At 56.5% G+C, this 21,233-nt stretch carries 17 protein-coding genes and 1 pseudogene; 15 read left to right on the top strand and 3 right to left on the bottom strand.

Annotated elements, in window-relative coordinates:
• Window positions 1-98: 98 nt before the first annotated feature.
• From LBR61_02480 to LBR61_02520, 9 genes and pseudogenes are all read left to right on the top strand, one after another.
• Complete coding sequence (locus LBR61_02480; GenBank protein ID MDR1730939.1) at window positions 99-1,376, top strand: ABC transporter substrate-binding protein; 1,278 nt, start codon at window positions 99-101, stop codon at window positions 1,374-1,376.
• A 41-nt stretch (window positions 1,377-1,417) separates the two neighbouring features.
• Window positions 1,418-2,281, top strand: a complete 864-nt coding sequence (locus tag LBR61_02485) for a branched-chain amino acid ABC transporter permease (protein ID MDR1730940.1) — start codon at window positions 1,418-1,420, stop codon at window positions 2,279-2,281.
• 18 nt (window positions 2,282-2,299) lie between these two features.
• Window positions 2,300-3,340, top strand: coding sequence for a branched-chain amino acid ABC transporter permease (locus tag LBR61_02490; GenBank protein MDR1730941.1), 1,041 nt, complete (start codon window positions 2,300-2,302; stop codon window positions 3,338-3,340).
• A complete protein-coding gene (locus tag LBR61_02495; protein MDR1730942.1) occupies window positions 3,327-4,043 on the top strand; it encodes an ABC transporter ATP-binding protein in 717 nt (238 codons plus the stop codon). The genes LBR61_02490 and LBR61_02495 overlap by 14 nt, the downstream gene beginning before the upstream one ends.
• On the top strand, window positions 4,040-4,786 hold the full coding sequence (locus LBR61_02500; protein ID MDR1730943.1) for an ABC transporter ATP-binding protein: 747 nt from the start codon (window positions 4,040-4,042) through the stop codon (window positions 4,784-4,786). The genes LBR61_02495 and LBR61_02500 overlap by 4 nt, the downstream gene beginning before the upstream one ends.
• Before the next feature lie 89 nt (window positions 4,787-4,875).
• A complete protein-coding gene (gene pxpB / locus LBR61_02505; protein MDR1730944.1) occupies window positions 4,876-5,643 on the top strand; it encodes a 5-oxoprolinase subunit PxpB in 768 nt (255 codons plus the stop codon).
• Entirely contained in the window at window positions 5,640-6,710 is a 1,071-nt protein-coding gene (locus LBR61_02510; GenBank protein ID MDR1730945.1) for a biotin-dependent carboxyltransferase family protein, read from the top strand. Before pxpB ends, LBR61_02510 begins: the two co-directional genes overlap by 4 nt.
• A gap of 94 nt (window positions 6,711-6,804) precedes the next feature.
• Window positions 6,805-6,903: pseudogene (locus LBR61_02515) on the top strand (LamB/YcsF family protein).
• Between the two features lie 65 nt (window positions 6,904-6,968).
• A complete protein-coding gene (locus LBR61_02520; protein ID MDR1730946.1) occupies window positions 6,969-7,787 on the top strand; it encodes a putative hydro-lyase in 819 nt (272 codons plus the stop codon).
• An 11-nt stretch (window positions 7,788-7,798) separates the two neighbouring features.
• Here LBR61_02520 and LBR61_02525 read toward each other — a convergent pair whose 3' ends face one another.
• Entirely contained in the window at window positions 7,799-10,066 is a 2,268-nt protein-coding gene (locus LBR61_02525; protein MDR1730947.1) for a CHASE2 domain-containing protein, read from the bottom strand.
• Window positions 10,067-10,238: 172 nt separating this feature from the next.
• On the opposite strand from LBR61_02525, the gene LBR61_02530 reads away from it, so the two are divergent.
• From LBR61_02530 to LBR61_02545, 4 genes are all read left to right on the top strand, one after another.
• Entirely contained in the window at window positions 10,239-11,015 is a 777-nt protein-coding gene (locus tag LBR61_02530) for a hypothetical protein (protein ID MDR1730948.1), read from the top strand.
• A 13-nt stretch (window positions 11,016-11,028) separates the two neighbouring features.
• Window positions 11,029-11,463: a signal peptidase II gene (locus LBR61_02535; GenBank protein ID MDR1730949.1), complete on the top strand. Its 435-nt coding sequence runs from the start codon at window positions 11,029-11,031 to the stop codon at window positions 11,461-11,463.
• 117 nt (window positions 11,464-11,580) lie between these two features.
• Complete coding sequence (locus tag LBR61_02540) at window positions 11,581-13,500, top strand: NAD(+) synthase (GenBank protein ID MDR1730950.1); 1,920 nt, start codon at window positions 11,581-11,583, stop codon at window positions 13,498-13,500.
• Between the two features lie 47 nt (window positions 13,501-13,547).
• The gene (locus LBR61_02545; protein ID MDR1730951.1) at window positions 13,548-14,123 is read left to right on the top strand and encodes a zinc ribbon domain-containing protein; all 576 of its coding nucleotides are present in this window, start codon (window positions 13,548-13,550) and stop codon (window positions 14,121-14,123) included.
• 40 nt (window positions 14,124-14,163) lie between these two features.
• Here LBR61_02545 and LBR61_02550 read toward each other — a convergent pair whose 3' ends face one another.
• Complete coding sequence (locus LBR61_02550) at window positions 14,164-16,758, bottom strand: LuxR C-terminal-related transcriptional regulator (GenBank protein MDR1730952.1); 2,595 nt, start codon at window positions 16,756-16,758, stop codon at window positions 14,164-14,166.
• 206 nt (window positions 16,759-16,964) lie between these two features.
• Between LBR61_02550 and LBR61_02555 the strand changes: the two genes are divergently transcribed.
• Entirely contained in the window at window positions 16,965-19,385 is a 2,421-nt protein-coding gene (locus LBR61_02555; protein ID MDR1730953.1) for an EAL domain-containing protein, read from the top strand.
• Between the two features lie 172 nt (window positions 19,386-19,557).
• Here LBR61_02555 and LBR61_02560 read toward each other — a convergent pair whose 3' ends face one another.
• Window positions 19,558-20,001 carry a RidA family protein gene (locus tag LBR61_02560; protein ID MDR1730954.1) on the bottom strand — a complete coding sequence of 148 codons (444 nt, stop codon included), beginning with the start codon at window positions 19,999-20,001 and terminating at the stop codon, window positions 19,558-19,560.
• 260 nt (window positions 20,002-20,261) lie between these two features.
• Here LBR61_02560 and LBR61_02565 point away from each other — a divergent pair, with 260 nt between their 5' ends.
• On the top strand, window positions 20,262-20,897 hold the full coding sequence (locus LBR61_02565) for a hypothetical protein (GenBank protein ID MDR1730955.1): 636 nt from the start codon (window positions 20,262-20,264) through the stop codon (window positions 20,895-20,897).
• Window positions 20,898-21,233 lie beyond the last annotated feature (336 nt).

The following is a 21,233-nucleotide window of genomic DNA, read 5'->3' on the forward strand; positions in this document are numbered from 1 at the left end:
GAAGGAGAGAAATATTTTTATATTTTCCCGCTGCCGGCAGACGGAGATTTTGTCACGGCAGAGCAGCAAAAATCTTTGCAGAGGAGTTGAGATGGGCGATGAGGAAGAATGCGGCGAAAATGCGGATTTTTTCGTGGGTGATGGTGTGGGCTTTTATGACGTGCCTTTTTTCCGGTGAGGTTCTGGCTGCGGAAAAAACGGTGAAGGTTGGGGCGATTTTCCCGCTGTCCGGCGGCGTGGCTCAGACGGGAGTTCTTATCCGGGCCGCAATGGAGATCGCCCAGGAGATCATCAATACAAAAGTGGACGACATCGAGGTTCCCGGGGCGAAGACCGAAGGGTATCCGAACCTTGGCGCAAAGCTGGAGCTGGTGTTCATGGATTCTCAGAACGTTCCCGAAAAAGCCATGAGCGCGGCAGAGCAGCTCATTACGCAGGAGGGAGTCGCGGCCCTGCTGGGCTGTTACACCTCCGCCACAACCGCCACGGCGTCTCAGGCCGCGGAAAGGCTGGGAATTCCCTTCCTCAACGAGAGCTCCACTTCGCCGATTCTGACGAACCGCGGATTTCAGTGGTTCTTCCGCTGTACGCCCGACGATGATTTTTTCACAAGAAACTTTTTCGAGTTCCTTCGGGATGAAGAGGCAAAGGGCAAAAATTACGGCAGAAGCATTGCCACTCTTTACGAAAATACCCTCTGGGGGGCGGACGTGGCCAAGGCTGTGCAGAAGTACGCCGAACAGTTCGGCTATAAAATCGTGGCCGACGTTCCCTATACGGCGAAGTCCGCAAGCCTGACCAGCGAGGTTCAGCAGCTCAAAAGCGCCAACGCCGACATTGTGATGCTGGCCAGCTACGTCTCTGACGCCATTCTTCTTCAGACGACGTTCCGGGATCTGGATTACAGTCCCAAAATCATTCTGGCTCATGACGCCGGATTCAACGACCCCAACTTCCTCGCCACGGTGGGAAGCGCGGGCAACTACATTCTGAGCCGGGAGGTTTACGCGTCCACGCTTTTGAACAAGCCCTCCGTGAAGAAGCTGAACGAGCGCATGGTGGCGAAGACGGGCTTCCCGCTGGACGGAAACTCAGCCCGCGGGCTCATGGGCGTTTTGGTGATTTCCGACGTTTTACTGAGGGCGAAATCCACGTCTCCCGAGGACATCCAGCAGGCCCTTCTTGAAACGGACATTCCGGCGGAACAGGTGATTTTCCCCTGGCTGGGCGTGAAGTTCGACCAGGAGACCCACCAGATCAACACCGGCCGCGGCATCGTTGTTCAGATTCAGGATCAGAAGTACGTCCCGGTTTGGCCCTATGAAATAGCGGGGGCGGAGGTCCTTTACCCGATTCCGGCCTGGAAGGACCGCTGAAACGACAATAAGGAAACCCCAGGTAAAGGAGAACATCGGCAATGGAACATCTGGAGCAGGTGCTGATCAGCGGAATCTTCGCAGGAATGGTTTACGGCCTCATTTCCATAGGACTCAGCCTGATATGGGGCATCATGGACATGGTGAACTTCGCTCATTCCGATTTCATGATGCTGGCCATGTATTTCACCTGGCTCCTGTTCTCCCGCCTGGGGCTGGATCCTCTCATTTCTCTGCCCGTCGTTTTCATCGTGATGTTCTGCCTGGGCGCCGGGGTGTATTTTCTTGTTATCCGGCGCGTGATCGGCGGGGAGCTGGTTCAGCAGACGCTCTGCACCTTCGGGTTGGTTGTGCTGCTTCAGAGCGTCGCGCAGTACCTTTGGACCGGCAACTATCGGATGATCAACGACCCGCTGGTCTCCGGAAATATTCATATATTTTCCGCGTCTCTTTCCAGAGGGCAGGTGATTGCGGGAGTCGCCTCCCTCTTTCTGGCGGGGGCGATCTGGTGGATTGTGCAAAAAACCGAAACGGGGTGGGCCCTGATGGCCACGGCGCAGAATCGCCACTCGGCGCCGCTGGTGGGCATTCGGGTCGACAGGATGTTCGCTCTGGCCTGGGGAATCGGCCTTGGAAGCGTTGGGGCCGCAGGCGTGTTCCTCGCCAACTACTACTACATCTATCCCCAGGTGGGAACTACCTTTCAGCTTCTGGCTCTGGTGGCTGTGGCGCTGGGGGGGTTCGGCAGCATTCCGGGGGCCATCGCGGCGGGGATAGCGGTGGGAATCATCGAAGCTCTTTCGGGGTACCTGATTGAGCCCGCCTATAAATATCTCGTGGTATTCAGTCTCTATATCGTGGTGGTTCTGGTGCGTCCCCACGGACTTCTGGGAACCCACAGTTAAAATAACGGAGTCGATACAATGGAGCCTGTCCTGGAGCGATCGTTCATAAAAGAAAACCTGTCCGGCGTCGTCTTTTTTCTTTTTGCGGCGGCGGCTCTGGCGGTCCCTCTGTTCGTCAGGGCCCTGTTCCCCCTGCACATATTGATCATGATTTTCCTGTACTCCACTCTCGGAACCTCCTGGAACATTCTGAGCGGTTACGCGGGGCAAATTTCCCTTGGGCAGTCCGTTTTCGTCGGTATCGGAGGTTACACGTCCTCCGTGCTGTTCGTCCACTGGGGGGTAAGCCCGTGGCTGGGGATGATCGCGGGGGTGATTCTGACCGTCGCCTTCGGCTGGCTGATCGGAAAACCCTGTTTTCGCCTGAGCGGTCGTTATTTTGCCATTGCGACCATGGCGGTGGTGCAAATCGCCTACATCGTCATCACCCGATGGGAGTTCGTCGGCGGGGCCAGAGGCGTCTACTTTCCCCTGAAAAACTGGGGTCTGCGCTATTTCGCCTTTCGCGCCAAGGTTCCCTATTACTATATCGCCTTCGGCCTGATGCTGTTTTCGTTTCTCGTGGTTTTTCTGATAGAGAAATCTCACATCGGCTATTACCTGAAAACCATACGCGAAGATGAGGACGTGGCCCGGGCTCTCGGTATCGACGTACCCAGGTACAAATCGATTGCGATGGCCTTCAGCACCATGCTGGCGGCCATGGGCGGGACTTTTCTCGCCCAGTATCTGCTGTTTGCGGATCCGGATTCTCTTTTCATGCTTTCCATTCCCATCATGCTCCTGACCGTCATGGGAGGGACCGGTTCTATCTTCGGCCCGCTGATTGGGGCGGGGGTTTTGATTCCGGTTCAGGAGTACGCCCGCGTCGCCTGGAGCGGGTCCGGAGAGGCCCTGGATCAGATCGTGTACGGGCTGATCATTGTCGTGATCGTCATCTGGCAACCCCGGGGTATCATCGGAATTTTCGACCGGTTCTGCCGTTCAGAAGCCGGAAAAAAAGCCGAAGCGTTTCCGGGGATACTGGAAAAAGGCAGGGCTGAAAATGGAGCTTCTTGAGGTTCATGATGTCACGAAGCGTTTCGGCGGTCTGACGGCCGTCGGAGGCGTTGAAATGTACGTAAGCCGGGGAGAGATCGTGGGGCTCATCGGTCCCAACGGCGCGGGCAAAACGACGCTTTTCAGCTGTATTTCGGGGCTTTACGGGATCGACTCCGGAGAGATTTGGCTGGACGGACACAGAATCGACGGGCTCTCTCCCCATAAAATATGCGCGCTGAAACTGGCCCGGACCTTTCAGATCGTGAAGGCCATCACGAGGATGACAGTTCTGGAAAACATCATGGTGGGGGCTTTTATGGTTTCGAAGCTCGTTTCCGGAGCGAGGGAAAGGGCCCGGGAGGTGATGGATTTCTGCGGGCTTTCCCGTCTGGCGGACGTGAAGGCGGGGGCGCTTACCATCGGGGACAAAAAGCGCCTCGAGGTGGCGAGAGCGCTGGCGACGGAGCCCGAACTGCTGCTTCTGGACGAGGTTATGGCCGGGCTTACCGCCAGAGAAAGCCAGGAGGCCGTGGAGCTCATCTTCAAAATACGGAACTGGGGCGTCACCGTCCTCATGGTCGAGCATATCATGGAAATCATCATGCCCATTTCCGACAGGATCGTCGTGCTGGACTCCGGGCTGAAGATCGCCGAAGGACGCCCCGAGGAAATCGCCAGGGACGAGCGGGTCATTGAGGCCTATCTGGGGGGGACGCCATGACGGATGCGAAAGTGAACGCGACGAGCGCGAAAATTCTGGATTTGAAAGAGGTTTCTTCCGGCTATAACGGAACGACGATACTTTCTCATATCTCCTTTCACGTGGAAGAAGGGGAGTTTTTTTCCATCGTCGGGTCCAACGGGGCTGGGAAATCCACGCTTTTGCGTACCATATCGGGGACTCTGCGCCTCAGGGAAGGAGAAATTCGCTTCGGAGGCAAATCCACCGTCGGGCGGGATCCGGCGGACGTGGTTCGGGAGTACAGAATCGCCCACGTCCCGGAAGGGCGTCTGCTCTTTCCGAGGATGACGGTACACCAGAACCTGATGCTGGGCGCTTTTACCCTTGGGGACAGGAAGCGGAAGGAAGAGCGGCTGGCCTACGTGCTGGAGCTTTTTCCGCGCCTTGCGGAGCGCAGACACCAGCTGGCGGGAACCCTGTCCGGCGGAGAACAGCAGATGTGCGCCATCGCCCGGGGCCTCATGCTGGAACCCCGGCTGCTGATGCTGGACGAGCCCTCCCTGGGAGTTCAGCCCAACATCGTGGGACGCATTTACGAAACTCTCGAAAAAATCAATAAAAAAGATGGAATCGCCGTACTGCTGGTGGAACAGGATATTCATCACTCGCTTCGAATGGCGGACAGGGCCTGCGTGATCCAGACGGGGCGAATCGTCATGGAGGGAAGGGGATCGGAGCTTCTGGGGTCGGATCTTGTACGTCGGGCTTATCTGGGTTTATGACAGGCCGTTCGCGATAAAACCCTAAAACGAGTGTAAAATGAGACAGAAAACAATGTTTCGTAAACATCGGCAGGAGATGGCTGGAGAGTATGGGCGAAACCACCGAAGATGAGCTTTTTTATCCGCGCTTTCTTCATGCGGGGGAGAGCTGTATTGTCGTCGAGTTCGGCGATGACGTCGACCCTGAGGTCAACGCGCGAGTTCAGGCGCTGCGGGCAAAAATCGAGAAAAATCCCTTTCCGGGGTTCATCGATACCGTTCCCACCTATCGTTCACTGGCCGTATGTTTCGATCCTCTCAGAACGGGATCCCCGGCGGAGATAAAAAAAGTTCTGGCTGGGATGACCGAAAAACTTCAGGCGGAAGAAAAAGGGGAGGAAGAACTGCTGATCGTCCCCACCTGTTACGAGGGAGAGTTCGCGCCGGATCTGGCGCGGGTCGCCGACCATACGGGACTTTCCCCGGAGGAGGTGACGCGCCGTCACGCCGGACGGGACTGCTATTGTTACATGTTGGGTTTCGTGCCGGGATATCCCTATCTGGGCGGAATGGATCCGTCTCTGGAGACGCCGCGCCTGAAGGAGCCGCGGGAGAGGATTCCGGGGGGTTCTGTGGGAATTGGGGGAAAGCAGACGGGCATCTACACCGTGGAAAGTCCCGGCGGCTGGAACCTCATCGGCAGGACGCCGCTGCGCATGTTCGACCCGGACCGAAACCCGGCGATTTTCCTGAACGCGGGAATGTGGGTGCGTTTTGTTCCGGTGGGAAAAGCCGAATTCGACCGCCTGGCCCGGGAGTCCGTTCAGCCGGGCTGGAAACCCGAGGTCCGGAAAAGGAAGGCGGAGCGGCCCGAATGAAACTGCTGATCGAAAAACCGGGAATGTTCACCGCCGTTCAGGACCTTGGCCGGCGGGGCTTTCAGATGCTGGGCGTCCCCGTGGCCGGAGCCATGGACGCTCTGGCGCTGCGCCTGGGCAACGTCCTGGTTGGCAACGAAAAAGATGTTCATGGTCTGGAGCCGGCGGGGTTGGAGATTACCGTAATGGGGCCTTCGATACGCGTCACGGAGGGAGAGGGGTGTTTCGCCGTCACGGGCGCCGAGGCCGGAGTGACGAAAAACGGAGTTTCCCTGCCCTGCTGGACCGCTCATGGCATCGCCGCGGGGGACGTCGTTGCCTTTTTTCCGCCGAAGACGGGATCCCGTGCGTACTTCTGCGTTTCGGGGGGAATCGACGTTCCCGTCGTGATGGGCAGCCGGTCCACCTACAGCCGGGGCGGGTTCGGCGGATATCGGGGTCGGGCGCTGAAGTCCGGCGACGTCCTCCTCACGGGAACGCCGGAACCGTTCCAGTCGGCCTGCGAAGGGCTGACGTGTCCCCCTCATCTTCGTCCTCCTCGTGACGCGGCGTCGCCCCTCAGAGTGATTGCCGGCCCGCAGGACGATTATTTCACGCCGGAGGGTCTCGAAACGTTCTATGCCTCCGAGTATGTTATCACGAACTCCGCCGACCGTATGGGGTATCGCATGGAAGGCCCGACAATCGCCCATCGCAGGGGGGCGGACATCATTTCCGACGCCATCTCCATGGGAAGCATCCAAATTCCGGGACACGGGCAACCGATCGCGATGCTGGCGGACCGGCAGACGACGGGCGGGTACACGAAGATCGCGACGATCTGCGGGGCGGATGTGGCGCGCCTTGCTCAGCGCCTGCCGGGTCAGAAGGTGCGTTTCGAAAAAATAACGGTGGAGGAGGCCGTGACTCTGCTGCGGCGGGATGAAGAGCTTGTGTCGGAACTGCGGCGGTTGCGGGCGTCCTGGCGGCTGAAAACGAATTTTGCTGGACCTCTTCGGGGGACGCTGAAGGTTTGCGTCGACGGCGAGCCCCATGACGTGGAATGGGAACGGCTGGACCGGATATGACGCTTATACTGCGGTTCTTTTGGATAATATGTGGAATAATGAATAACGGGTACGAGGTGCGAACATGAAAACAGAAACGGGGTGTTCGGGTAAGATGCCGATGATGATCGACCTCAACAGCGGCCTGGGCGAGAGCTTTGGCGCGTGGAAGATGGGGATGGACGAGGACGTGATGGGCCGTATCAGTTCGGCCATGGAGAAAAACGGTATCGCGGTGAAGCCCTTCGGGGAAATTTTGAAGGGGAAGGGGGCGGCATCATGACGGGCTCTGCGGCTTTGGGCAGGATGAGCGATTACGCCTCCTGGAGCCCCCGGGACGTGCGTCAGATGATCCGCGAAGGCCGGTGGGACCGTCCCACGTCGGGGATGTGCGCCGGGCACGTGCAGGCCAACCTGGTGATTCTGCCGAAAGATCTGGCGTGGGATTTTCTGGTGTTCGCCCAGCGCAATCCGAAACCCTGCCCGATTCTCGACGTGACGGAAATCGGCGACCCCGAACCGAAGCTGATCGCGCCGGGCGCCGACATCACGAAGGACATTCCCCGCTACCGCGTATGGAAGAACGGAGAGTGCGTCGAGGAACCGACGGATGTTTCAAAATACTGGAGGGACGACCTGGCGGGTTTCCTCATCGGGTGTTCCTTTTCCTTTGAGGGGGCGCTGCTCCGGTCCCACATCGCCATTCGTCATATCGACTGCGACTGCAATGTTCCCATGTACATCACGAACGTCGAATGCCGCCCGGCCGGCAGAATGAGGGGCCCGATGGTCGTTTCCATGCGTCCCGTTCCCGCCGCGCAGGTGGCGAAAGCCGTGCTCTGCACGGGGTGTTTCCCGGCGGTCCACGGAGCTCCCGTACATGTGGGGGACCCCGAGGCCATAGGCATAAAGGACATCGGAAAACCCGACTTCGGGGATCCTGTGCCGATTCACCCGGGGGAGATTCCCGTTTTCTGGGCCTGCGGCGTCACTCCTCAGGCCGCGATCATGGCGGCGAAACCCGAGTTCGCCATCACCCACGCCCCTGGCTGCATGTTCGTCGCCGACCCCATGGATAACGACTACTCTGTGTTTTAATTAAGTTTTAACTAAAGCTGGATTCCGTAGTAGAACATGGGATTGTTGCGTGTCTGGTAGAGGTTGCGGATAAAGATGTCCACGATCTGGGGGTCGAACTCCGTGCCCCGCAGTTCCAGAAGGAGGTTGCGCACCTTTTCCTCCGTCCAGGGCTCCTTGTACTGGCGGCGGTTGACCAGCGCGTCAAACACGTCGGCCACCTTGATGATCCGGCCCGCCATCGTAATCTGGTCTCCCCGGATGCCGTAGGGGTACCCTTTGCCGTCGTGCCGCTCGTGGTGCTGAAGAATGCCGCTCATGACGTGATCGGGCAGCTCGACGGGCCGCATGATGCTCTCTCCGATAAGGGGATGGCGGCGCATTACCGCCAGCTCCTGGGGATCCAGAGCGCCGGGCTTGTTCAGGATTTTGTCGGAGATTCCCAGCTTGCCGATGTCGTGAATGACGGCGGAGAAGTAGATGTCGTCCACTTCCTGAGGGCTCAGCTTCATCCACTGGGCCAGTTTTTTGGAGATGGCCGCCACCCGGCGGGAGTGTTCGCTGGTGGTGGCGTCTTTTGCTTCCACCGCCACCATAATGGCTTCGATGGTTTTGATCAGCATGTTCTTGCGCCGGCGGCTTTCTTCCGCGCCGTGAAAATGAACCGCCGCGAAAAGAACCAGTACGGCCAGGCTGCTCAGAGTCTCCGCCGGAACTCTTCCGTCCCAGCCGAGAATGACGTATTCCCGACTGGGCGATTCGTCCGGCTTGCCCGGATCTTTCCAGAGGGGAAGAGGCAAAAGCATACGATGGCGGGGGGGCGTGTCCGAGGCGTTGTGAATGATCTGAAATTCCTGTCCTTTCTGAGAGGTACGGCTGGCGCGCTGCAGATAATTCTGTATCAGACTGAAATGCTCGCTGACCCGGGTGGATTTTAGTTCGATGCCGGTTTTTTCCTCGATTTCTTTCCACATGGAGCGCAGATAGTCGTCGAAAGTCACGTCCTCGCCGAAATCCGCCTGGCTTTCCTGGGCCAGCTCCAGCAAGGGTCGGATGGAAAGCGCGCGGACGTTCCACTCCCGGTCGAGACGCCAGGAGATGGCGACCTGACTGCCGATGTATCCCACCACCGACGCCAGAAAGGGAGCCGTCAGCGGGAACCACAGGTGCAGCTGGAGAAAGAGGGCGATGGCCGCCCCCGGCCAGGATAAAAAGAAAAGCACCAGAAAGATCAGGCTTTTTTTGAAGTGGACGAACCCCAGTAACGTGGAGGCCCCCACCAGCAGGAAGGTCATCAGAATATGGACAACGGGGGATATCCTCTGCATCACGAAGGAGGTCATCAGAGAGGCTGCGGTGTGCAGGATGTATTCGCCCTTCGAAAGAGCCGCCGTTCCCCCAACGGGAAGAATGGAACCGTTTTTCGTCATGTCCGTGTAGGCGGTCCTTCCCGCGACTCTCCTCTGGTTTTCCTTAAAGGAGACGATGACAAGGGCATTCAGGAACGTGGAATCGGGAATCCTTTCGTTCAGAACGTCTTCGTAATCGTAGGTGGGGATGGTGTTGCGGGGATGGTTGATCTGAAACAGAAACAGCCCGTCGGGAGTGCGCTCCAGGGGCAGCGTCTTCCAGGGCAGGTTGATCCGCAGCCGTTCAACCCGCATCAGCGGCGTGATGGAGGAATCCAGCTCTTCCGCCAGGGTCAGAGCCAGTGAAGGGACAAAGCGGAGCCTCATGGAGTCCTCGGCGCCCCATACCCCTTTTCGATAAACGCCGTCGGGATCTTCCGCCTGATTGTCGATTCCCGTTTTTCGGAAGGCCTCCCTGAGGGCGGGGAATGGCGTGACCGTTGCGATCCCCGTGGACGTTATCAGCAGGCGGGCGCGGCCGATGACGTGACCGTGCTCCCGAACGGCCTGGATCAGCGCGTTGTCCTCTTCGGGAGAGGATGGATTTTCGAAGGGTATGTCCAGAACGACCGCCCGGGCCCCCTTCAGATGTTTCAAAAGACGGGCGTGGAGGCTGCGCGGCCACGAAAGATCGGCGTTCTCTCCCTGAACGGAAGAACTGTTGGCCACGATCCGGATCATGGGCCGGTCGAACTCAAACTGATCATGACGCAGCAATCGGTCGTAAATGCGACGATCGCAGGACTCCGTTATCTCCGGCGAGGCCCAGGAGAGCCACACTCCCAGTACCGCCGCAGTCATGGTCCAAACAATTCTCCCCCAGCTCAGGTTGTCCAAATCCACCCTGAAAAGGTTGCGGGAGAAAAAACCGTGTTCCCTGTCTTCGCTCATTTACCTTCTCTCCCCGGGCCACTCCTGGTGACTCTCCTGCAAATTGTACTGCATTTTGGAGCGTATAACCAGAGAGGGCGAAGATCATGCTAAAATGCAACGGGAGACGCGCGCGTTCGCGGATTATGCCTGTTTTCGGAGAAACGATCCGTATCGGAGGAGGATTTTATCGATGTGGAGACTGCACTGCATAAAAAAAATGTTGACGGCGGCGTTGCTGCTTTGTATCGCGGCGGTTCCGGCCTGGGGAATTGTCATTGAGGCGGAACCGGAGCTTCAGGCGATTATGGGAGATCTGCACACCCTGGCCCTGGCCCTGCGGATGTATCATGAAAAAACGGGGGAAAACCGCTGTCCCGCTTTGGAACAACTGACCGGTCAGCTGGAAAAGCCGTCCGATCCCGCGCTGCGGGAAAATGTCCGCCTTGTGGGAACAAAGGACGCCTGGTGGGTGGGGCGAAGGGTTCCGGATTATTCCCGGGCGCGCCCCTTTCTGAGGGCCAGAGCGGGACTTTTCGGGCTTTATGAGGAGGATTGCAAAGGGCTCTGGCTGGGCGGTCCCTTTGTCTGGATGAAAGCCCTGTCCTTCGAGGGTGAAAAGAAATCCGCGCGGGCGGTGTTCCCCGATATTCGCGTGGCTGCGGGAACGGAAAAGGATGCCCGATACCTTTTCTTCAGCTCTCCGGAGACGGATTATTTCTGGTGGAGCGATTTGACTTTCATCCCTTCCGCCCGTCACGCCGCTTTGGAAAAATTCGGGACGAACCTTTCGGGACCCTTTGTCGTTCCTCCCGCGCCGGAGACGCCCGCGGAGAATCTTCAGGCATCTCCCGTGTCCCTTCCGCCGAAGTTCAGAGTTGGCCCCGACGACGAGGAATATCCCGCGGGGGTCGAGATGGGGGACATGATCTTCTCTCCCGTGCCGCGCGTTCGAGGCAATGACCGATAGTCAGAGAAGGATTTTGAAAAGAGTCGGAGTCTTTGTTCTGGCTCAGGCGGCGGATCGGGGGACAAAACTCTGGGCGCTGTCCAGCCTCGCCGTCGGTTCCGGAGGAGAGGGCGCGTATTTTTCCCTGGGGCTCCACTTCAACCGGGGAATGGCGTTTTCTCTGCTTTCGAAATTTCCCGGAGCCGCCGGAGGCGTTGCGCTGACGGGGCTGTTTTTTTTGCTGCTGCTCTGCCTGAAGGACGCCCGGGTGAGGGCGGCGCCGGGAATACCCCTTCTCTGGGCGGGGGCGCTGGGGAATCTGCTGGATCGGGTGTTTTATGGTTACGTTATCGACTGGATTTACGTCCTGTACGGTTATATCAACCTGGCGGATGTCAGCCTCTGTCTTGGAACGCTTCTGTTTTTTACGAGTTTTCTCCAGTGTTTCAGGAGGATGGTTGAGCTCTAAATTCGGCTTTGTCAGGGGATTCTGCTATACTGAGGGCAGTGTTGGTTTCAATTTTCATTCTATTTATGTTTAATTTTTTACGTTTAATTTTTAATGCTTCGGAAGGGGCGGAGGCGGATGACGGGCGTTCCTGAGGGGTATATCCGGGTGGCGGCGGCGACTCCGGCCATTCGGACGGCTGACTCCGCGTACAACGCGGAGCGGATTTTCGATTTGATCCGGAGGGCGGAAGGGGAAAAGGTCGGGCTTCTGGCTCTTCCGGAACTCTGTCTTACGGGCTACACCTGCGGGGATCTTTTTTTGCAGGAAACGCTGCTTCGGGAGGCGGAGAAAAATCTGCTTCTTCTTATTGAAAAAAGCAGGAATATCGCCTGCCTGGTGGTGGCGGGACTGCCCCTGCGTCAGGAGGGAAAGCTTTTTAACGCGGCGGCTGTGTTCGGCCGGGGAAAACTTTTCGGGTTCGTTCCCAAGACGCATCTTCCCAATTACAGTGAATTTTACGAGCTGCGGCATTTTACGGCGGCGCCTTCGGAAACGCGTCCGGTCCGCTTTGGCGGTGAGGATGTTCCCTTCGGCACGAAGCTCCTGTTCCAGTGTGAGTATGAACCCGCCTTTCGGCTTGCGGTGGAAATCTGCGAAGACCTCTGGACGCCCCTGCCTCCCAGTTGTTTTCACGCGATGGCGGGAGCCACGGTCATCGTGAACCCCTCGGCCAGCGACGAGGTTATCGGCAAGGCTGCGTATCGGAAGGAACTTGCGGCAATTCAGTCGGGGCGGCTGGTGTGCGCCTACCTCTATGCCGACGCGGGACGCGGGGAGAGCAGCACCGACGTGGTTTTTTCGGGACATGATTTTATCTGCGAAAACGGCGGAATCCTGGCCGAATCGCCCCCCTTCGGGGAGGGCTGGGCCGTGACGGAGATCGACCTTCAGGCTCTGGAATACGACCGTCGGCGGATGAATACCTTTTCTTCGGACAGCGCCGGCTACACCGTCATCCCCTTTTCCATCGACCTCCGTCCCGCGGGAACCGCCCTGATCCGTCCCATCGCGCCTCATCCCTTCGTGCCCGAATCCGTTTTGGAAAAGAACGCGCGCTGCGAGGCCATTCTCGATATGCAGGTGGCGGGGCTGGCTCAGAGACTGGATCATATTCGCGCCCGAACGGCCGTCATCGGCATATCGGGAGGGCTGGACAGCTGTCTGGCGCTGCTTGTGACCGCCAGAGCCTTTCTTCGCCTGGGCCGTCCGGTGTCGGAGATTCTCGCGGTCACCATGCCCTGCTTCGGTACGACCAGGCGCACGAAATCCAACGCTCTGCGCCTCTGTGAGGCCCTGGGGGTGGAGTGCAGGGAGATCGACGTCACCGAGTCCGTCAGAACCCACCTGCGGGACATCGGCGTCTCGGAGGAGGTTCGGGACGTGGTTTACGAAAACGCTCAGGCCCGGGTGCGGACTTTGACTCTGATGGACCTGGCGAACCGCGAGGGGGGCATCGTGGTGGGGACGGGGGACCTGTCCGAACTGGCCCTCGGCTGGACGACCTACAACGGCGACCATATGAGCATGTACGGGGTGAACGCCGGCGTGCCGAAAACGCTGGTGCGGCACATCGTCGGGTACGTGGCGGAGGTGACGCCCTCCCTGACGGAGGTGCTGACGGATATTCTCGCGACGCCCGTGAGTCCCGAACTTCTGCCGCCCTCGGGAGACGACATCAGCCAGCGGACCGAAAATATCGTCGGCCCTTACGAGCTGCACGATTTTTTCCTGTATCACGTCGTTCGCCGTGGCTCTTCCCCCGCGCGAATTTACGCCCTCGCCGCGGCTGCCTTCGAGGGGCGCTATTCCTCCGGGGAGATTCTCACGTGGCTTCGGGAGTTTTTCCGTCGTTTTTTTGCGCAGCAGTTCAAACGAAGCTGCCTTCCCGATGGCCCGAAGATCGGTTCCGTGAGCCTGTCCCCCAGGGGAGACTGGCGTATGCCCAGCGATGCCGTCTGCGAAGCCTGGCTGAAAGAGCTGGAAACACTGGAATAAGAATGATATAAAGGAGATATGGACAAAAAGAGGAGCTCAGGGTTGATATGCCGGTAACGATATGTCCGCGGTGTCATTATGTGGTGGCGGATCCCGCGCGACCCTGTCCGTCATGCGGCTATACGGGTTTTCCCCGCCTGGAGAGCCCCGCCTCTTCCGGCGCCGGGCAGGCGGGGCGAATCCGGGTTCGCCCTTATCGAATCCTGTTGGTTTTCGTTCTGGTAATCTCCGCGTTTATCGGGCTGTCCGCGTGGGGATATTATAAAAAAGAAAAAAGCCCGGGGCGGCCTGCGGCCGTTCGCTCCGCGAGACCCCTTCGAGAAGCGCCCGAAAACGAATACGAGTACGAAAAACCTCCGGCTGGAGACGACAACGTTCTTTCTCTGCCTCAGCTGAGGTGGATCGTGCGGGAGCGCATTCGCATCGAAACCATGCGGGAATTTCTCAAAACCCGCCGAACTGCTTCGGCCATTGAATTTTTTAACGGGATTGTCGAGGACTACAACCGGCGCGGGACGAGCTTTCAGTACAACGAAGACGCCCTGCGGCGGGCGGAGGAAGAAGTCGAACGACACCGGGACCAGATTGAGGCTGACGCCCGAAAAGAGCTGGCCGCCCTGTAGTTTGCGGTCCTGGCCGGTAAAACTCGAACGTCCGGAATTTTTACAGTAATTTTTTGGCCTCCAGGCGAACGGCGGGAATGTCGCCTCGAATGGCGGCTATGCGTAACGCGTCCGTTCGATTGACCGCGCCGAGTTTGTTGAAAATGCCCGTGATGTGTTTTTTGACGCCGTTCACGGAAATGTGGATGACCTGCCCGATTTCCTCCCTGGTGTATCCGCGGGAGAGGTAATCCAGAATTTCCCGTTCACGATCGGTCAGCGGAACCCCCGACAGGTTCTGAATTTTGTTTTCTCTTTTATATTCGCTGATGGATACCGCGAGACGTTTTGTGTAAAAGGCGACCGCCGCGTCTACTTCGTCGAGCCATTGAGGGTCGAAGGAATATTTTAAGGAATATTTTTCGGAAGAACGCGCCGCGTCGACGATGGCGCGCATGTGGCTGCCCGCCTCGATAAAGGGCGTGACGATGTGGTTTTTACAGGCCATTTCGGAGGCCTGCCGGAAGGCGTCCAGGCTCTCCTTCTCTTCTCCGTTCCGCCAGAGCGCCACGGTTTTCAGCGCCAGAAGCTTCAGTTGGACAATCCACAGCCGCTTTTCTCTGAAAATATTTTCGATGTGCGTCATGAGGGCCAGAGCCCTGGGGTACTCCTCCTTCGCCATGAGATAGGATACGCAGATGAGCCGGTTGCGGCCTCTGCTGACGGGCATCACGTCGTACCGTCCGGGGTCATAGCTGGAAACCCAGCGCGCCACGTGGCTCAGGTCCCCTAATTTGATGTAGAACCAGCTTTGAGCGCACTCTTTCAGCTCCGTTAAAACGGTTGGGGCGAGCTTCTCCAGACTGAACTCGATCTGCGAAATCAGAGAGGCCGCTTCATGGTAGTTTCCGGAAAAGAGAGCGACTTTCGCCATGACGTAACGGGCGTTGCAGATTATATCGTACTGATTTTTCTCCTGGGCCTTGTACAGAGCGCACCAGGCGTATTCCCGCACTCTTTCGAAATTGCCGGAATAGTAGGCGGCTTCGGCGGCGAAAAGCCATTCGCAGCCATACCCGCGAAAGTTGAAGGCCCGTTCGACGGAAAGTATGGCGTTGTAAAAGGCGTCCACCATGCCGGGCAAATCCTTCCCGCCGTTTGGGGGGAGAAAAAAAAGGTCGTTGTTTTCGAGAAAAAAGGCCTGTCCCTGAATCCAGCTGCCGTCAGGCAGGTATTTACGAACCCTTGGGGCGTATTCTGTGAAGCGCATATCGTTGAGAAGCAGGCTGATGTCGAATAGAGCGGCGTAAACCTCCCCCAAAAGGGCGCGATTCGCGGCGCTTTTCTTTCCTGATTCGAGTCGTTCCCGAAGGTTCAGAAAAATTTCGTCGGCCCGGCCGATCTCCATGTTGTTGAGGTACATGAAGCCTCTGGAAAGGTCCACGAGGGGATGGCTTTCGGCGTAGTCCCGGGGAATGCGTTCCAGATAGCTCAGAGTGTAGTTGCTGTCGGCGATGCTGAGGCGCACCTTTGGGATCTCCGCCAGAGCCAGCATCATTCCGTCGTATCGCCGGCATGACCAGTAACAGGCCAGAGCCTCGTAAGGTTTTTTGTCCTCAATGAAACAGTCCCCGGCCGCCGAAAAAATGCGCGTTTTTTCTTCATCGGTCAAACGGTATTGCTTGCGGGACAAAAAGTCCTGGTACATGTGATGAAAGCGCCCTGTACGGTCCAAAAATTCCCGTGAGATAAAAATGTTGCTCTTCATCTCGTCGATAATTTGGGCCTGTCCGGCGTCCGTTATTTTTTTGATGATTCTGAATGAAAAACCGGGCAGGAGCGACAGTTGTACCAGAAGGTTCTGCATCTCCGCGTCGTAGTTCAAAAAATACCGGCTTTCGAATATGGCCTCGATGAGGGATATGGGGGACTGGATGGCGTCCATGCTTCCGCAGCCCGTCCGGTACTGCAGACGGATGAGATAAAGGGCCAGCGGCCAGCCCTCTGTTTTCTCCAGGAGCTGTTCGAGTTCGAAATTGGACAGGGTGATGTCGTTGAGGCCGAAAAATTCCCGAACTTCCGATGCCGTGAACTTCATGTCCTCCGTGGTGAGGGAAAAGTGCCCGAGGCTGTTTTTGATTTTTCTCGCGCTGAGTTCGTACAGATCGTCCTGAGAGCTGCTCACCAGCATCAGACAAAAATTTTCCAGTTCCGCCTCGATGAGGCTCGTGAAAAAATTGCGGATACCTTGGTTCTCGATATTTTGATAGTTATCTACAATCATGACGGTCTGTTTTCCCTGGTAGAGGCCCTTCGAAAAAAATTCCAGAAACGCGTCGAATTTATCGAACAGGCTGGGAAATTCCGGGGAAAACTCCGGTTCCTGAGGGGGCGGGTCGAACAGCTCTTTTTTCAGAGAGTGAAGGAATTTCTCCCAAAAGCGTTCGACGTTGTTGTCGAGTCGGAGAAAATCAAACCAGATCAGCTTCTGGGGTATGCTTTTCGCCCATGCCGTCACGGCCTGAGTTTTTCCATAACCTGGACCGGCGATCAGCGTTACCAGAGAATTGTTGAGTCCCTGTTGCAGAAGTCCGTCAATTCGGGGACGCCGAAGCAGACCACATCTTAAAGGAAGATGATTTCTGCGCCTTTTCATTGCGGTTGCCTCCCTCTCCGGCTCTCCTCTCTCCTCGGTATATCGTGATTATATTTCGCGGCATTCCCCTTTACCTGCGTTTTCTGCCTGTCTGACGCTCCGTATTCTATGTAAATCGCATCGTCGGGAGGGAGGTACCCTGCGGGTACTGTCCTTTTGGATTTCAGAGCTATACTGCGCAGGGAGAAGGAGGGATGCAGATACCCATGAATACCATGAACAATGCTGTTAAACTCGCAGATTTTATTGATTTTGGCAAAATTCAGCAGCTCCAGGATTCCTTTGCTGAAATGATGAATGTGGCGCTGTTTATCGTTGACCATGAGGGAAACGCTCTCACCGCGCCCAGTGGGCAGAACAGTGTGTGTGAACAGCACATCAGGGCCAAACTGTGCCAGCAAAGCCTGGCGGACAGCCTGGAGCCCGTTCAGAAAAACAGCGAAATGACGACCGTCACCTGTCCCCGCACGGGAAAACGGATAGCGCTGATGCCCATTGTGCTGAACGACATCTGCATGGGAGCCCTCATCGTGGAGGAAATTCACGGCGAAAAAAATCGAAAAAAGAGTAAAACCTCTGCGGAACCCGAAAAAATAAAAGAGGAAACCCCTGCATCCCGCGGCCCCGGGAGAGATTTTCAAACCGTTTTGAACTTTGGGGAGACAATTAAGACCACCATAAGCTGGCTTGCCACGGTCAACATAAAACTGCGCGAGAGAGAAAAGACTCTCGAAAACCTCACGGAGCAGGTGAATATGACGAACCGGATGCTGCGAAAGTTTATTGACTTCGGTGAAGCGGCGATGTACGTCAGCGATTTCTACACCGGCGAAGTGTTGATGGCCAATCACGCCTGGAGCAGCCGCATGGGCCAGCCCACGGAAAAAATCATCGGCAGCAGGTGCTGGTCGATATGCAACACCAACAGCGGAATGTTTGGCGATACGTTCTGCGCATTCTGTCCCAGACACCGGCTGCTGAACGTACACGGGGAACCTTCGTCGCCCTTTGTGGAAACTCACTGCGAAGAGCGGAGCGGCACATGGCTGCGCTGCACCCACCAGGCGATCTATTGGGAGGACGGTCGTCTGGCTCATATGGTGACCCAGACGGACGTGACTCAGGAATACGCGATGCAGGAAAAACTTTCGCGTCTGGCCTATTACGATCTCCAGACCTCCCTGCCCAACGAACATCGACTGCTGTGGGACCTTCGCGACGTTTTGAAGCAGAATATGCACGAACACCAGGAGATGAACGTTTTTGAATCCCATTTCGACTTTCGTTCCCAGCCCCATCCCGAGCGCCCTCCCGAGGCGGAGGAAAAGGTCAGCCTCATTTGCTTCGATCTCTCGGCCGTCCATCAATTCGATGACGTTTACAGCCGAAATACCTGCAATGAACTGCTCCGCAGCATTCTGAACTGGTACTCCGAACAGAATTTCGGGAGAGATCCGCTGTATCGGATTGAAGGTTACGAATTTTGCCTGCTTTTGCGAAGTCGCAGCGGAGAGGAAACACGACGGGTGGCGGAGGCGATCTCGAATCGGTTCACCCAGCCCTGGGTTCTGAGTTTTGACGGAGAGGAATTTTCCTTCATCTGCGATGCGGTGGTCTCCATCATTTTCGTCACACGGGAGAATATCCTTCGGGACGAGGTCGCCGGTCTGATTCGCCGGACGCTTTCCTCGGCTCACAAAAACAGAACCACAGCTCACGAAAACAGAGCCATCATCGTGTACGATGCGGATATGGACCGGCAGCAGAGGGAAAACATCCGCCTTGGGCTGGACCTCCGGAACTGCGTCAGGCAGGAGATGTCCGGCTTCGACCTGGTTTTTCAGCCCATCGTGGAACTGGCGTCGGGAACCTGGAAGGGACTTGAGGCGCTCTGCCGCTGGACCTGTCCCGAAAGGGGCCGCGTCTCGCCGGGGGTGTTCATTCCCGAGGCGGAGCATCTGGGGCTGATCGGAACCATGGGAAGGTGGATTCTGGAAACGGCCGTGGAGCGATGCAAAAACCTGAAACTCGACGCGATTGACGGTTTTTTCCTGTCGGTGAACGTCTCTCCTTTGCAGTTGATGGATGAGACGTTCGCGAACCAGGTTCTGGAAACGGTGGACCGGCATGAATATCCCTGCGACCGGCTGAACCTGGAAATCACCGAGAGCAGCGAGGTTTCCTTTACCCTCTTTACGCTTTCCCAGATCGAGAAACTGCGGCAAAACGGCGTCAGAATTGCGGTGGACGACTTTGGAACGGGATACTCCTCCTTTAACAGCCTGAAAAATCTGCCGGTCACATTTCTGAAAACGGAGCGCGATTTTGTCCTGAACATCGAACAGGAGAACAGCACGCAGTATTTCTTTCAGGTCATTTCCGAGGTGGCTCATACGAACGGCATGATGCTGATCGCCGAGGGGATCGAAAATCAGAAGCAGTTCGAAATCCTCAGAAATAAGGGAGTGGACTACATCCAGGGCTATTTCTTCAGCGAACCTCTTCCCTTCGACGTCCTGAAAAAACAACTCGGCAGTTTCAGGCGGACGCACCGGGCGTTTAAACCCTCTTTGTCGAAAAAATTGTCATACAAATTTGAAGTAAAAGGTCTGATGAAGAATATATAAACAGAAAGCGGCCCCAAGCCCTGGAGCCATTTGGAAAAACAGGGAAATGGAGAATTGAGAATGGGGATGGGGAGGCGGGGAGGAAGGAGCGAGTTCCGCCCCTGTCCATATGAAATCAGTAACGTATTCGAGGAGGGAGCAGTCATAAAGCGTTCGACCAGGCTGCGGTTTGTTATTCCCTGTACGCTATGACTTCAATTTCGATGGCCGCCCCGCCGGGAAGAGCCCCGACCTGAACGAAAGAACGCGCTGGCGGATTTTCAGGGAAGAAAGTCGCATAGAGCTTGTTGACTTCAGCGAATTCTTTGATATCCAGCCCAAAAACACTGACTTTGACCAAATCTTTGAAGCCAAGTCCCTGTGACGTGAGAATTGCCTCAATGTTTTTGAATATCTGCTCCGCCTGGGCGAGAGTTCCCCCTTCAATCAGTTTGCCCGTTTCCGGAACGAGTCCGATTTGTCCCGAAAGAAACAAAAGGTTTCCCGCCCAAACCGCCTGGCTGTAGGGCCCTATTGCCTTGGGGGCTTTTTCTGTGCTCACAATTTTCCCCTGAGCGCAGGCCGAAGACGCCGACAAAAGAACCAGAACGCAAATCGCACCCACTATTTTTCTCATCACAATTTTCCTCCGGTCTTCCAAAATTTGTTTTGCCTAAGTCGCGGCTTGCCTGTCGAGGCCCTGGTCGAACATGTAGATTCTCTACATTATAAAGCTATTTTGTCAGATTTGAAATAAAAACTTTGCTCAATAGTACACCGCATCGGCGGGTTGAATTGCAGGGAGTTTTACGGGACGAGGGGTTGTCTCATTGAGCCGTGACGTCCGTGATAAATTTCAGCCATGTTATACTTTGTCATAAAGGGAGGGTGATCGGCATGGAAGCGACGACACAACCGAAAGAACCGCAGATGGGCCTGACCTTCGAGAAAGTATGGGCGATGTCCCTGGAAACGGACCGCCAGCTGCGGGAAACGGACCGCCAGTTGCAGGAAACGGCCCGGATAGTGCGGAAAAACTCGGAAGAGCAGAAGAAGCGGAATGAGGAACTTGAGCGGACGGTCAAAGAGCTGTCGAAGAACATGGGCGACCTGGGCAATCGCTTCGGGGAGTTGGCCGAGCACCTGGTCGCGCCCAACATTGAGGAGAAGTTCAACGCCCTGGGCTTCCACTTCAACGGTTGCGCCAGCTCTTTCAAGATCAATGATGAAAAGGGGCAGTTCGCCGCTGAGATCGACATCCTTCTGGAAAACGGCGAAAGCGTCGTTGCCGTGGAGGTTAAGTCCAGGCCGGCGGGAAGCGACGTCAAAGAGCACAAACAGCGGCTGAATGTTCTCCGGAAGTACAAAGACAACGTGGGAGACAAGAGGAAGATTTACGGCGCTCTCGCCGGAGCGATCATGCCTTCTGGCGTGAAAACCGCCGCGCTGAAAGCGGGCTTTTACGTCATCGTCCAGACCGGCGACACGGTAGAGATCGACGTCCCCGAGGGCTTCACTCCGCGCGACTGGTGATTTCACCCGGGCCGCGGGCCCCGCATGTGGACCGAAGGTTTCGCGCGGCGAAGGGGAGACCATAAAAAACTCAAACAGGGCGGCTTTTGGCCGCCCGCCTGATTTCATACAATATCGTCCCTTATAGATACAAAATGCCCTGACACCCACCACCTTTACGAAAAAGCCTGACGGAAAATTGTCGGAGATGTGGAAACAATGAGACTGCGATTTATAATTGTGGTAACATCTGAATAATTGTGTTATACCATACTGCCATTCAGGGGATGATCGTATGCTCGAAATCAGGGACTCGCTGACGCAAAAAATAGATGATTACGGTGAACAGTGGTTTGC

It is taken from the genome of Synergistaceae bacterium, from assembly GCA_031272035.1.
Lineage (GTDB): Bacteria > Synergistota > Synergistia > Synergistales > Aminobacteriaceae > JAISSA01.

Coding starts and splice junctions, on each gene's coding strand:
- LBR61_02490 (MDR1730941.1), top strand. CDS start 2,300: ATGGAGCCTGTCCTGGAGCGATCGTTCATAAAAGAAAACCTGTCCGGC.
- LBR61_02480 (MDR1730939.1), top strand. CDS start 99: ATGAGGAAGAATGCGGCGAAAATGCGGATTTTTTCGTGGGTGATGGTG.
- LBR61_02545 (MDR1730951.1), top strand. CDS start 13,548: ATGCCGGTAACGATATGTCCGCGGTGTCATTATGTGGTGGCGGATCCC.
- LBR61_02485 (MDR1730940.1), top strand. CDS start 1,418: ATGGAACATCTGGAGCAGGTGCTGATCAGCGGAATCTTCGCAGGAATG.
- pxpB (MDR1730944.1), top strand. CDS start 4,876: ATGGGCGAAACCACCGAAGATGAGCTTTTTTATCCGCGCTTTCTTCAT.
- LBR61_02510 (MDR1730945.1), top strand. CDS start 5,640: ATGAAACTGCTGATCGAAAAACCGGGAATGTTCACCGCCGTTCAGGAC.
- LBR61_02530 (MDR1730948.1), top strand. CDS start 10,239: ATGTGGAGACTGCACTGCATAAAAAAAATGTTGACGGCGGCGTTGCTG.
- LBR61_02500 (MDR1730943.1), top strand. CDS start 4,040: ATGACGGATGCGAAAGTGAACGCGACGAGCGCGAAAATTCTGGATTTG.
- LBR61_02525 (MDR1730947.1), bottom strand. CDS start 10,066: ATGAGCGAAGACAGGGAACACGGTTTTTTCTCCCGCAACCTTTTCAGG.
- LBR61_02550 (MDR1730952.1), bottom strand. CDS start 16,758: ATGAAAAGGCGCAGAAATCATCTTCCTTTAAGATGTGGTCTGCTTCGG.
- LBR61_02495 (MDR1730942.1), top strand. CDS start 3,327: ATGGAGCTTCTTGAGGTTCATGATGTCACGAAGCGTTTCGGCGGTCTG.
- LBR61_02520 (MDR1730946.1), top strand. CDS start 6,969: ATGACGGGCTCTGCGGCTTTGGGCAGGATGAGCGATTACGCCTCCTGG.
- LBR61_02540 (MDR1730950.1), top strand. CDS start 11,581: ATGACGGGCGTTCCTGAGGGGTATATCCGGGTGGCGGCGGCGACTCCG.
- LBR61_02555 (MDR1730953.1), top strand. CDS start 16,965: ATGAATACCATGAACAATGCTGTTAAACTCGCAGATTTTATTGATTTT.
- LBR61_02565 (MDR1730955.1), top strand. CDS start 20,262: ATGGAAGCGACGACACAACCGAAAGAACCGCAGATGGGCCTGACCTTC.
- LBR61_02560 (MDR1730954.1), bottom strand. CDS start 20,001: ATGAGAAAAATAGTGGGTGCGATTTGCGTTCTGGTTCTTTTGTCGGCG.